We start from the raw sequence: 13,439 nt of genomic DNA, 5'->3' as shown, positions 1-13,439 counted from the left end.
CAGACTAACGCAGGCTAATGACGCCCGGATATACGAAAAATCCGAGCGTCGTGTAGGGCTTAGAAACGTCGCAAATCGAGTGTCATCGGCAGCTCGTCGTTAATCGTTACATTCGGTATAGGAAGTTTCCCCGGGGTGTGTCCGATTCGGAAGAATCGAGCCATTCTTCGGCTCTCGGCCTCGTTGGCGTTCACCGGCAGGCTGTCGTAATTGCGCCCGCCCGGATGGGCGACGTGGTACTGACAGCCCCCCAGCGAACGCCCCATCCAGGTGTCGAGCAGGTCGAACACCAGCGGCGCGTGAACCGGGATGGTCGGATGCAGGCAGTTGGATGGCTGCCAGGCGCGGAAACGCACACCGGCGACAAACTCGCCGATCCGCCCCGTCGGTTGCAACGGCACCGCAATGCCATTGCAGGTCAGCACATAACGCTGCGGCGGCAAGCCGCTGAGTTTGACCTGCAAACGCTCCAGCGACGAATCCACGTAGCGCACCGTGCCACCGACCGCGCCCTCCTCGCCCAGCACATGCCAAGGTTCAAGCGCCTGACGCAACTCCAGTTCGATACCACTGACAGCGTAATCGCCGACCTTGGGAAACCGGAATTCCAGATGCGCGGCAAACCACTCGGACCGCACCGGATAACCGGCAGCGTTCAGATCGACGATCACATCGGCGAAGTCCTGCTCAATAAAGTGCGGTAACAGGAAGCGATCGTGCAGTTCGGTGCCCCAGCGCGCCAGTTTCGGCGGCGCATAGGGCTCACGCCAGAACCGCGCCACCAGCGCGCGCAGCAACAACTGTTGAGCCAGGCTCATGCGCGCGTGAGGCGGCATTTCGAATGCACGCAACTCGAGCAGACCAAGGCGACCGGTGGCACCGTCCGGCGAGTAGAGCTTGTCGATGCAGAATTCGGCACGATGCGTATTACCGGTCACATCAATCAGCAAGTTGCGCAGCAGTCGATCCACCAACCACGGCGTGCATTCTTCGCCTGGCTCCGGCATTTGCGCAAAGGCAATTTCCAGCTCATACAACGCATCGTTACGCGCTTCATCGACCCGCGGCGCCTGGGACGTCGGGCCGATGAACAATCCAGAAAACAAGTAGGACAAGGACGGATGGTTATGCCAGTAGCTGATCAGGCTGCGCAGCAGGTCTGGACGCCGTAGAAACGGCGAGTCCGCCGGTGTCGCACCACCCAGCACGAAATGGTTACCGCCGCCGGTGCCGGTGTGCCGGCCATCGATCATGAATTTCTCGGTGGTCAATCGGGTCTGGCGCGCTTCTTCGTAGAGAAACTCGGTGCGTTCGACCAATTCATCCCAACTCGCGGACGGCTGCACGTTGACCTCAATCACCCCTGGATCCGGCGTGATGCGGAAGTTGCTCAAGCGCGGGTCACTCGGTGGCTCATAGCCTTCGAGCAACACAGGGCAATGCAACTCCTCGGCAGTGGCTTCGATAGCGGCCACCAGTTCCAGATAATCCTCGACCTGCTCCAGCGGCGGCATGAACAGGTACAACCGACCGTCTCGCGCTTCGGCACAGAACGCTGTGCGAGTCAGCCAGTCAGCGGATTCATCGACCTTCGGCGCGCGCTCATCGGCGACCGCCGGATCGCCATGCTGTTTCAGTTGTGCAGCGTCCGGCAACGCCGGGAAATCCTGGTTCGGATCGGCGGGATTAATGAAGGGATACTCAGCGGCCTTCACCCAAGGCTGCGAGCCCAGCGGTAAGCGATAACCCAGCGGCGAATCACCCGGCACCAATCGGCAATGTTCCTCACGCAAATACCAGCGACCGCTTTGCCATTGATCACCCTTGGCGGTGCGCGCCAGTGGCAAGACCTGGCCGATGACTTTGTCCAGGCCCTGGCTGAAGACTTTGCGCAAACGCGCACGCTCCAACGGCTCTTCCAGACGCGAGTCTTCGGCACTGACGTTCTGCGGCAGGGTGCCTTCGCGCCAGAGGTAATAGAAATTGTCTTCGTAGGCTGGAAACACAAAACGCGCCGGCAGTTTCAAGCGCTCGGCAACACTCGCCAGAAAACGCCCGGCCAGTTCGCCATCAGCCCCGTAGTCTTCCTGCTCATCGGCTACCAGTGCGCTGTTGTGCCAGATCGGTACGCCGTCACGGCGCCAGTAGCAGTTCAACGACCAACGCGGCAACTGTTCGCCCGGATACCACTTGCCCTGCCCGAAATGCACCAGACCTTTGGGCGCGTAATGCTTGCGCATACGCTGAAACAGCTCGGCCGACAGCCTACGCTTGTCCGGGCCGAGGGCAGCGGTGTTCCACTCTTCGCCATCGGGGTCATCAATCGAAACAAAAGTCGGTTCGCCCCCCATGGTCAGGCGTACATCGCCTTCCAGCAGGTCGGCATCAATCTGCCGGCCCAGCGCCTGGATCGCCAGCCACTGGTCTTCGGTGTAGGGCTTTGTGACTCGTGGCGCTTCCCAAATCCGCTCCACGGACATTTCGTGGGTAAATTCACATTCGCATGGCTCCACCAAGCCACTGATCGGTGCCGCTGAGCCCGGATCGGGACTACAAGCCAACGGAATGTGTCCTTCACCGGCAAACAGCCCTGAGGTCGCGTCCAGGCCGATCCAGCCAGCACCCGGCAAATAAACTTCGCACCAGGCGTGCAAGTCCGTGAAGTCCACCTCAGTGCCCGAAGGGCCATCGAGGCTTTTGACGTCAGCGGTCAACTGGATCAGGTAGCCGGAAACGAAACGTGCCGCCAACCCGAGATTGCGCAACAGTTGCACCAGCAGCCAGGCCGAGTCGCGGCAAGAGCCCGAGGCATGTTGGAGGGTGTGCTCGGGGGTTTGGACGCCGGGCTCCATACGGATCAAGTAGCCGATGTCTTCGCTCAAGCGCTGGTTAAGTGCGACCAGAAAATCGACGCTGGGCAGCGGCGTTCGGTCGATACCGTCCAGGTAGGCCTTGAACACCGGGGTCAGAGGCAAAGTTTCCAGATACGGAGCCAGCTCCTTACGCTCATCGGCGGCATAGGCAAACGGGATTTTTTCCGCGTAGGGCTCCAGGAAGAAATCGAACGGATTGAACACCGCCATCTCTGCCAGCAGATCGACTTCGATGCGCAGTTCATTGGTTTTTTCCGGGAACACCAACCGCGCCAAATAATTGCCTTGGGGGTCCTGCTGCCAGTTAATGAAATGCTCCTCAGGCGAGACTTTCAGCGCATAGGACAAAATCCGCGTGCGACTGTGGGCCGCCGGGCGCAGGCGAACGATCTGCGGACCGAGCTCGACAGCGCGGTCGTAGCGGTAGTGCGTGACGTGATGCAATGCGACATGAATCGACACGGCGTGCCTCCTGCGAGCCTTAAGCGTATTGGAAAGCGCGCAAGACTTATGCCATCGCGTAGCACTGGCGCTTTCTCCGGTTGCTTGAGGCAGTACAGCACCAAAATCGGGCAGCGCGAGAAATTGGTTTGAGGGGATTGCACGCAAATGTGGCGAGACACCCAAAATCGTTCCATCGCGAAGCCTGAGAGCGGACAGCAAAACGCCAACCCGAAGGTTGGCGTTCTGTTCAGCTCAAGCGCAGCTTAGCGTGGCACTACCGGCTTACGCGCAGGCTTTGGCCCTTTGCCTTTGGCCGCGTCCTTACGATCCTTCGCTGCCTGCTGGTTGCGGGCGAACGCCGCAGCCTTGGCTTGTTCACGCTTGTCCCAAGGGTTAGCGCCATCGCTGGCACGCGGCGGTAAGCCAGTGTGCTGGGTCAGAATCTTGGTGGTTTTCTCCCCCGCGACTTTATGGCTGCCAGCCGGCGTCGAGTTCTTGCGGCGGGCACTTTGGTAACTGTCGGTCGCCGGCTGGTGCAGCGGGATCAACTGGTTCTTACCCGGCCCGATCAAGTCGGCGCGACCCATGCGGGTCAGCGCTTCACGCAGCATCGGCCAGCCTTTCGGGTCGTGATAACGCAAGAACGCTTTGTGCAGACGACGCTGCTCTTCGCTCTTGACGATGGTTACCGCGTCGCTCTTGTAAGTGACCTTACGCAGCGGGTTCTTGCCCGAGTGGTACATCGCGGTAGCCGTGGCCATCGGCGACGGGTAAAACGCTTGCACCTGATCGGCGCGAAAGCCATTGCCCTTAAGCCACAAGGCAAGGTTCATCATGTCTTCGTCAGTGGTGCCGGGGTGCGCGGCAATGAAGTAAGGAATCAGGTACTGCTCTTTCCCAGCTTCTTTGGAATACTTCTCGAACATGCGCTTGAACTTGTCATAGCTGCCAATGCCCGGTTTCATCATCTGGTTGAGCGGACCTTCCTCGGTGTGTTCCGGGGCGATCTTCAAGTAACCACCGACGTGGTGGGTCACCAGTTCCTTGACGTATTCCGGCGACTCGACCGCGAGGTCATAACGCAGGCCGGAGGCGATCAGGATCTTCTTCACACCTGGCAAGGCACGGGCGCTGCGATACAGCTGGATCAACGACGAGTGGTCGGTGTTCAGGTTCGGGCAAATGCCAGGGAACACGCATGATGGCTTGCGGCACGCGGATTCAATTTCCGGGGTCTTGCAAGCGATGCGGTACATGTTAGCCGTCGGGCCGCCGAGGTCGGAAATGACGCCGGTGAAACCTGGCACCTTGTCACGGATCTCTTCGATCTCGCGAATGATCGACTCTTCGGAACGGTTCTGAATGATCCGACCTTCATGCTCGGTGATCGAGCAGAACGTACAGCCACCGAAGCAGCCCCGCATGATGTTCACCGAGAAACGGATCATGTCGTAGGCTGGAATCTTTTCCTTGCCATACGCAGGGTGCGGGATCCGTGCGTAAGGCATGCCGAACACGTAATCCATTTCTTCAGTAGTCATCGGAATCGGCGGCGGATTGAACCAGACATCGACTTCGCCGTGCTTCTGCACCAGCGCGCGGGCGTTACCCGGATTGGTTTCCAGGTGGAGCACGCGGTTGGCGTGAGCATAAAGAACCGCGTCGCCACGGACTTTTTCAACCGACGGCAGACGAATCACGGTCTTGTCGCGAGTCATCCGCGGGCTTTCGAGAATCTGTACAACCTTGGCTTCTTCCGGATCTTCAACCGGGCCCTTTTCCTGCTCGATGGCACAGGCTTGGGTGTCTTGCGTATTGACATACGGGTTAATGATCTTGTCGACCTTGCCCGGACGGTCGATGCGTGTCGAATCGACTTCGTACCAGCCTTGCGGCGTGTCGCGACGAATGAACGCGGTGCCGCGCACGTCAGTGATGTCTTCGATCTTGTGACCGTAGGACAGACGCTGGGCGACTTCGACAATGGCTCGCTCGGCGTTACCGTAAAGCAGAATGTCGGCGCAGGCATCGATCAGGATCGAGTTGCGTACCCGGTCCTGCCAGTAGTCGTAGTGGGCGATACGGCGCAAGGACGCCTCAATGCCACCCAGTACAATCGGCACGTTTTTGTAAGCTTCTTTACAGCGCTGGCTGTAGACCAGGCTCGCGCGATCCGGACGCTTACCCGCCAAACCACCGGGGGTGTAGGCATCGTCGGAACGGATTTTCTTGTCGGCGGTGTAGCGGTTGATCATCGAATCCATGTTGCCGGCGGCGACGCCGAAAAACAGGTTCGGCTCGCCGAGCTTCATGAAATCGTCTTTGGATTGCCAGTTTGGCTGGGCAATGATCCCGACGCGAAAGCCCTGGGACTCTAGCAGCCGGCCGATAATTGCCATACCGAACGATGGGTGGTCGACGTATGCATCACCGGTGACGATGATGATGTCGCAGGAATCCCAGCCGAGCTGATCCATCTCCTCCCTGCTCATGGGCAGGAATGGCGCTGGCCCGAAACATTCGGCCCAGTATTTGGGATAGTCAAATAACGGCTTGGCTGCTTGCATCATGTCGATAACCGGTGTTGGCTTTCATTGAATTTCGCGGGCGCGGAATATAGCACAAAAAATAACCAATTCCGACCATAGCAGTCGGAAATTGCGGCGCCTGTTTTGTGTGAAGTCTGGAGGCAAAACATAACCCCTGAGTCGAGGGCGTTCCCTGCGACTTACTCGTCGTCGAAGTTATAGCTACCCGGCGCCAGGTTTTCAAAACGGGTGTACTTACCGATAAACGCCAGCCGCGACGTACCGATAGGCCCGTTTCGCTGCTTGCCGATAATGATTTCGGCGATGCCTTTGTGCTCGGTTTCCGGGTGATAAACCTCGTCCCGGTAAACGAACATGATGACGTCGGCATCCTGCTCGATTGCTCCGGATTCACGCAAGTCGGAGTTGATCGGGCGTTTGTTCGGGCGCTGCTCGAGAGAGCGGTTGAGCTGCGACAGCGCAACCACCGGGCAGTTGAATTCCTTGGCCAAGGCTTTCAAGGAGCGGGAAATTTCGGAAATCTCGTTGGTCCGGTTGTCACCGCCAGACCCTGGAATCTGCATCAATTGCAGGTAGTCGATCATGATAAGCCCGACCTCGCCGTGCTCACGCACCAAACGCCGTGTCCGCGCACGCATCTCCGATGGGCTGATGCCCGCCGTATCATCGATAAACAGTTTGCGATCGTTAAGCAGGTTGACCGCCGAGGTCAGGCGAGGCCAGTCGTCGTCTTCCAGGCGGCCGGCCCGGACCTTGGTCTGATCGATCCGACCGAGGGACGACAACATACGCATGATCAGCGATTCGCCTGGCATCTCCAGCGAGTAAACCAGTACGCACTTGTCGCTGCGCAACACGGCGTTTTCTACGAGGTTCATCGCAAAGGTGGTTTTACCCATGGATGGACGACCGGCGACGATGATCAGGTCGGAGGGTTGCAAGCCACTGGTCATGCCGTCCAGGTCGGTGTAACCGGTGGACAGGCCAGTGATCGCGTTGTCGGTGTTGAACAGCGTATCGATACGATCAATGGCTTTGGTCAGCAAATCGTTGACGCTGACCGGACCACCGGTCTTCGGCCGAGCCTCGGCGATCTGGAAAATCTGCCGCTCGGCTTCGTCGAGAATCTCTTCAGCCGTTCGGCCTTCCGGGTTGAAAGCGCTGTCGGCGATCTCGGCAGCGATGCCAATCAACTGCCGCAAAGTGGCCCGCGCGCGGACGATCTGCGCATACGCCTTGATGTTGGCGACAGACGGCGTGTTTTTGGCCAGCTCCCCAAGGTAACCGAGGCCACCGACTTGCGAAGTCTGACCTTCCTTGTCCAATTGCTCAGCCAGGGTCACCACGTCGATGGGTGAGTTCTGGTCAGCCAGCTTGGCAATTGCGCGGAAGATAAGACGGTGGTCATGCCGATAGAAATCGCCGTCGGAGACTTGATCGAGCACACGCTCCCAGGCGTTGTTGTCCAGCATCAAACCACCGAGCACGGCCTGTTCGGCCTCGATAGAATGTGGCGGCACCTTCAGGGCAGCGGTTTGCAGATCGTATTGCTCAGGAGCAGAGATATCGTTCATGGCCACTTGGTTCTTTAGGAAAAGCAGGGGTGTGAAAATCAGGAACTGCAGAAAGACAAAGGGCACGACCTGTAAACAGGATCGTGCCCGATGTTAACCGTCTGACGGGCAAGCCGCCAGCCGATCAAGTGTTGCTTAAGCTGCTACCACGACAACGCGTACGGTGGCTTCAACTTCGGCGTGCAGATGCACGGCTACGTCGAATTCGCCTACGTTGCGGATGGTGCCGTTCGGCAGACGAACTTCGCTTTTTGCAACTTCAACGCCAGAGGCGGTCAGTGCATCAGCGATGTCGTGAGTACCGATCGAACCGAACAGCTTGCCTTCGTCACCGGCGGTGGCAGTGATAGTCACTTCCAGCTCAGCCAGTTGGGCGGCACGGCTTTCAGCCGAGGTTTTACGGTCTGCTGCGGCTTTTTCAAGATCAGCGCGACGCTCTTCGAACGCAGCCACGTTGGCAGCGGTCGCAGCGGTCGCTTTACCGTAAGGCAGCAGGTAGTTACGACCGTAACCAGCCTTAACGTTCACTTTGTCACCCAGGTTGCCCAGGTTGGTGACTTTTTCCAGAAGGATCAGTTGCATGTGAAAATCCTCTTAACTTTTAACCTTCACCGTTCGCGTTGTCGGCGTCTTTCGACGCCAGACGACCGCGAAAATCAATCAGGCTGTCGACAATGGCCAAAACCACCAGTAACGGACCGAGCAAGTGCATGAAAGGCAACAACGTGACGTATATCCCCACCAGCCAGAAACCGGCCAGGCGTTTCTGCGCGACCAGCCCGTGAATCAGAGCCAGACCAGCGAAGAACAGCGGTACGCTGCACAACGGCAACAAGATCAATGCATGTAGCCCGAAAAACGGAGCAACACACATGACGGCCAGCAGCGACAGCGCCACGCTCTTCGGCAATCGGATGGCGCGAAACTCGCGACCGAAACCACCGGGGTTATACAACAACGCCTGCCAATAGCGCCCAAGAATCAGGCACAGCACGCTAAAGACCTGTAGCGAAATCGCTGTTGATATGATCATCAGCGGAACGGTTAGCGCCGTGAGAAACGCTTTCTGGTCTGCCGAGAATTTCTCGTAGACCTCACCCATCGCCAGCGGCAAGACGTTTTCAAACGTCTGCGCCAACGACTCAATGAAGGAACTGAACACAGTCCCCAGACTCACGGCACACAACAATCCCACGGCCATGCTGACCAGCAGCACGCGGCTCCAGGAATAGCCGGCGCGTAAAACCAACGCCAGACTACAAGACCCGACAAGCACCAAGAGGGCTGTCGGGTCTTTCAGGAAGTGCCAGCTCACCAACACTGACAACAAACCCAAACCCAGGACGCTCAAAGCGTCCGAACCGCGCCGCAGGAGCACAAGGCAACCCGCAGCGGCACTCAACCAGAACAACAGCGGCAATGCCGCAGATCCGGCCACAACCAGCGTGGCCTGCACACGCCCCCGCATGATGAATTCAGCTAAGGCGCGCATGCATTCAATCCCTTACTAACTTGTCGACTGCCCGGTCTCAGCGGCCGTGGCTGTCGGTGTAGGCCAGCAGGGCCAGGAAGCGGGCGCGCTTGATAGCGGTGGCCAGCTGACGCTGATAACGAGCTTTAGTACCGGTGATGCGGCTTGGAACGATTTTGCCGGTCTCGGATACATAAGCTTTCAGAGTGTTGAGATCTTTGTAATCGATCTCCTTCACGTCTTCAGCGGTGAAGCGGCAGAATTTACGACGACGGAAGAAACGTGCCATGTAATTGGCTCCTTAAAAGGTCCGTGGATTACTCGTCAGCGTTATCGCTGTTGTCGCTGTCATCACTGTCAACGCCTTCAGCGTCGGAGTGCTCAGGACGGTCGCGACGCTCACGGCGCTCACTGCGGTTTTCTTCAGCCTTGAGCATCTCGGATTGGCCAGTAACGGCTTCTTCGCGACGGATGACCAGGTTACGGATCACTGCATCGTTGTAGCGGAAGTTGTCTTCCAGCTCGGCCAGGGCCTTGCCAGTGCATTCAACGTTCAGCATCACGTAGTGAGCCTTGTGAACATTGTTGATTGCATAGGCCAGTTGACGACGGCCCCAATCTTCCAGACGGTGGATTTTGCCACCGTCTTCTTCGATCAGCTTGGTGTAACGCTCTACCATGCCGCCGACTTGCTCGCTTTGATCCGGGTGGACCAAAAAGATGATTTCGTAATGACGCATGAATGCTCCTTACGGGTTGTAGCCTGCCGCTAACTAAAAAGCGGTCAGACAAGGAGTGAATGACACTTATGGACTTGCGGACGCTAGACACGTTTGTGCCTGCCATCACAGCAAGGGGCGCAATTGTAGAGAAGGGACGGCGGAGGCGCAAGGCAATTGGTGATTATTTGAACAGCTCGCTCGCTCACCATTTTTCGCCTCACCACAAACAACTGTGGGGGCAGACATGCCCCCACAGTTGTTTGTGCAGCAGATCAGGACTTCTTGGCGGTTCCAGCAGCTTTGACGCTACGCTGACGCTGAGCCTCGAACAAGCACACGCCCGTGGCCACGGAAACGTTGAGACTGCTGACACTGCCGGTCATCGGCAAATGCACCAAGTAATCGCAAAGATCACGAGTCAGACGCCGCATGCCGCTACCTTCCGCCCCCATGATCAGGATAGTCGGGCCGGTCATGTCTTGCTGATACAGACTCTGCTCAGCCTCTCCCGCTGTGCCGACAACCCACAAGCCACGCTGCTTGAGTTTTTCCAGGGTACGCGCCAGGTTCGTCACGGCCACCAGCGGAATCACTTCCGCCGCGCCGCAGGCCACTTTTCGTACCGTTGGGGTCAAGGTCGCCGACTTGTCCTTCGGAACAATCACCGCCAGCGCACCGGCCGCATCGGCTGAACGAAGGCAAGCACCAAGGTTGTGCGGATCGGTCACGCCATCAAGCACCAGCAACAACGGCGCGCCTTCGCTGCGATCAAGCAGCTCGTCGAGCATCGCCTCGCCCCAGACCTGGCTAGGACTCACGTCCGCCACAACACCCTGATGCACACCCTCAACCCAGGCATCCAGCTCGCGTCGCTCGGCATTACCGACGGCCACGCGATTTTCGTTCGCCAGTTCGATCAGCGTTTGCACGCGCGGATCACTGCGACCTTCAGCCAGCCAGATCTGCTTGACGCGTTTCGGGTGGTGACGCAGCAACGCTTCTACAGCATGCACGCCGTAGATTTTTTCCAACTGACTCATGACTTGGCCTTTGGTTTACGTGCTCCGCCGCTTTTGGCAGTAGGAGCCGAGCCCGCCTTTGGCGGGCCTTTACGATGTTTACTCGGTTTGGCTGGCTTGCTGCCGGAGGCCTTTTCAGGCGCCGACCGCCCGGTCTTTCCCCCAGACGCCGCTTTACCACCGCTTTTGGCTTCAGACAGCAACGCCTGCTTCATTTCACGGCTTTTGCGCAGCTCGGCGTTTTTTGCTGCCGCGTCGCTCGGGCGATAGGCTTCGACCGCTTTTTCCTTGGCAGGACGACGGCCGGTTTTCGCCGGAGCTGGCTCTGCAGCGGTTTTAGCAGCAGGTGCAGCTGTTTCAGCGCCGCGTTTCTTGCGACCGATCGGTGCGCTGATGGTCTTTTCAGCCATCTCGAAATCGATCTTGCGCTCATCAAGATCGACGCGCATGACCCGCACTTCAACGGTGTCGCCAAGACGGAAGCTGCGACCGGTACGCTCACCGGCCAGGCGATGATGCACAGGGTCGAAGTGATAGTAATCACCCGGCAGCGCAGTGACATGCACCAAGCCTTCGACGTAGATGTCGGTCAGCTCGACGAACAGGCCGAAACCGGTCACCGCGGTGATAACACCCGGGAACGACTCGCCCACACGGTCTTTCATGAACTCGCATTTGAGCCAGTTCACCACGTCTCGGGTGGCTTCGTCGGCGCGTCGCTCGCTCATCGAGCACTGCTCGCCCAACTGCTCCAGGGCCGCCTCGTCATACGGATAGATGCGCGCCTTTGGAATGGTCATCGCACCGGCACGACGAACGTGCGGGGTGTCCATTTTCGAATGGATGACGCTGCGAATCGCCCGATGCGTGAGCAGGTCGGGATAGCGGCGGATCGGCGAGGTGAAGTGGGTATAGGCTTCATAATTCAGGCCGAAGTGGCCCTGGTTATCAGCGCTATACACCGCTTGGCTCAACGAACGCAGCATGACGGTCTGGATCAGATGGAAATCCGGACGGTCTTTGATGCTTGCCAGCAGTGCCTGGTAGTCCTTCGGCGACGGGCCGTCCTTGCCTTTGTGCAGGGACAGGCCAAGCTCGCCCAGGAAGGCGCGCAGCTTTTCCAGACGTTCTGGCGGCGGACCATCGTGAACACGGTACAACGCAGGAATTTCGTGCTTTTTGAGGAACTCGGCGGTGGCCACGTTGGCGGCCAGCATGCACTCCTCGATCAGCTTGTGTGCGTCGTTACGGGTGGTCGGACGGATTTCGGCGATCTTGCGCTCGGTCCCGAAGATGATTCGGGTTTCCTGCGTTTCAAAATCGATCGCGCCACGTACATGGCGAGCCGCCAGCAACACCTTGTACAGCGAGTAGAGCTGCTTGAGGTGCGGCAAAACGTCGTTGTACTCACCGCGAAGCTGACGCGCCTCGGTGATTTTCGGCGTCTCCAACATTGCACTGACCTTGTTGTAGGTCAGACGAGCGTGGGAGTGGATCACCGCTTCGTAGAAACAGTAATCGGTCATCTCGCCGGATTTGGAGATAGTCATCTCGCAAACCATGGCCAGACGGTCAACGTGCGGATTCAAGGAGCACAGGCCGTTCGACAACTGCTCAGGCAGCATCGGCACCACGCGCTCGGGGAAATACACCGAGTTGCCACGAACCTGGGACTCGTTGTCCAGGGCCGAACCTATCTTCACGTAGCTGGAAACGTCGGCAATCGCGACGTACAACTTCCAGCCACCGGAGAACAGGCGCAGCTTGCCCGGCCTGGCTTCGCAGTACACCGCGTCATCGAAGTCACGAGCGTCTTCACCATCAATGGTGACAAACGGCAGATGACGCAGATCGATGCGCTTCTCTTTGTCTTTTTCTTCGACTTCAGGCTTGAGTTTCGCAGCTTCTTTCAAGACCGCTTCAGGCCAGACGTGAGGAATGTCATAGGTGCGCAGGGCGATATCGATTTCCATGCCCGGGGCCATGTAGTTGCCCACAACCTCAACCACGTCGCCTTGCGGCTGGAAGCGTGGCGTCGGCCAGTGAGTAATCTTCACTTCAACAAACTGACCAATCTTCGCGCTGGCGTTGCGGCCCGGAGTGACCAGCACTTCCTGCTGGATCTTTGGGTTGTCCGCGACGACGAAGCCGATGCCGCCTTCTTCGAAATAACGACCGACGATAGTTTCGTGGGCGCGGGATACGACTTCCACGATCACGCCTTCACGGCGACCGCGACGGTCCAGGCCTGAAACCCGCGCAAGGGCACGGTCGCCATCGAACACCAAGCGCATTTGTGCAGGGCTCATGAACAGGTCGTCACTGCCGTCGTCCGGGATCAGGAAGCCAAAGCCGTCACGGTGGCCGCTGATGCGCCCCAGGATCAGATCGAGCTTGTCTACCGGCGCATAAGTGCCGCGACGGGTATAGATAAGTTGAGCATCGCGCTCCATGGCGCGCAGGCGGCGACGCAGGGCTTCAAGCTGGTCTTCTGTGGTCAGACCAAACTCTTCCACCAACTGCTCGCGGCTAGCAGGCGAACCCCGATCGGCGAGATGCGCCAGAATCAGTTCGCGGCTAGGAATAGGGTTTTCATATTTTTCCGCTTCACGAGCGGCCTCGGGATCGAGGGATTGCCAATCGGCCATTAGAGAGTTTTCACCTTGTCTATATGCGGGTTAGTTTGGCATAGGCGTAATGAAACGGGAAATTTCAGGCTACGAGAGCCCTTCTAAAGCCTTTTATTGACGCCCCGATGCTGTTTTAAATACCGTTGGTGAAATATTC

The 13,439-nt window shown here is 58.2% G+C and carries 9 protein-coding genes; all 9 read right to left on the bottom strand.

Features of this window, described 5'->3' with window-relative positions; genetic code table 11:
• Positions 1 to 59: 59 nt before the first annotated feature.
• The 9 genes from RHM68_RS02275 to rnr all read right to left on the bottom strand — a co-directional run bounded on the left by RHM68_RS02275 (position 60) and on the right by rnr (position 13,300).
• A complete protein-coding gene (locus tag RHM68_RS02275; protein ID WP_322220332.1) occupies positions 60 to 3,335 on the bottom strand; it encodes a transglutaminase family protein in 3,276 nt (1,091 codons plus the stop codon).
• A gap of 245 nt (positions 3,336 to 3,580) precedes the next feature.
• Entirely contained in the window at positions 3,581 to 5,884 is a 2,304-nt protein-coding gene (locus RHM68_RS02270; protein ID WP_322223658.1) for a YgiQ family radical SAM protein, read from the bottom strand.
• A 161-nt stretch (positions 5,885 to 6,045) separates the two neighbouring features.
• Positions 6,046 to 7,440 (bottom strand): replicative DNA helicase, encoded by a 1,395-nt coding sequence (dnaB, locus tag RHM68_RS02265; RefSeq protein WP_322220331.1) that lies wholly within the window; start codon positions 7,438 to 7,440, stop codon positions 6,046 to 6,048.
• A gap of 135 nt (positions 7,441 to 7,575) precedes the next feature.
• Entirely contained in the window at positions 7,576 to 8,022 is a 447-nt protein-coding gene (rplI, locus tag RHM68_RS02260; RefSeq protein ID WP_322220330.1) for a 50S ribosomal protein L9, read from the bottom strand.
• 19 nt (positions 8,023 to 8,041) lie between these two features.
• Positions 8,042 to 8,932, bottom strand: a complete 891-nt coding sequence (locus tag RHM68_RS02255) for a hypothetical protein (protein WP_322220329.1) — start codon at positions 8,930 to 8,932, stop codon at positions 8,042 to 8,044.
• Between the two features lie 37 nt (positions 8,933 to 8,969).
• A complete protein-coding gene (rpsR, locus tag RHM68_RS02250; RefSeq protein ID WP_002551829.1) occupies positions 8,970 to 9,200 on the bottom strand; it encodes a 30S ribosomal protein S18 in 231 nt (76 codons plus the stop codon).
• A gap of 28 nt (positions 9,201 to 9,228) precedes the next feature.
• The gene (gene rpsF / locus RHM68_RS02245; RefSeq protein WP_007939579.1) at positions 9,229 to 9,651 is read right to left on the bottom strand and encodes a 30S ribosomal protein S6; all 423 of its coding nucleotides are present in this window, start codon (positions 9,649 to 9,651) and stop codon (positions 9,229 to 9,231) included.
• A gap of 254 nt (positions 9,652 to 9,905) precedes the next feature.
• Positions 9,906 to 10,673, bottom strand: a complete 768-nt coding sequence (rlmB, locus tag RHM68_RS02240; protein WP_322220328.1) for a 23S rRNA (guanosine(2251)-2'-O)-methyltransferase RlmB — start codon at positions 10,671 to 10,673, stop codon at positions 9,906 to 9,908.
• Positions 10,670 to 13,300, bottom strand: coding sequence for a ribonuclease R (rnr, locus tag RHM68_RS02235; RefSeq protein ID WP_322220327.1), 2,631 nt, complete (start codon positions 13,298 to 13,300; stop codon positions 10,670 to 10,672). Before rnr ends, rlmB begins: the two co-directional genes overlap by 4 nt.
• Positions 13,301 to 13,439 lie beyond the last annotated feature (139 nt).

Origin of the sequence: Pseudomonas sp. DC1.2, assembly GCF_034351645.1 — a bacterium.
In the GTDB taxonomy this organism is placed as follows: domain Bacteria; phylum Pseudomonadota; class Gammaproteobacteria; order Pseudomonadales; family Pseudomonadaceae; genus Aquipseudomonas.
The sequence above is the reverse complement of the archived record's forward strand: the minus strand, read 5'-3'. Positions and strand labels throughout refer to the sequence as shown.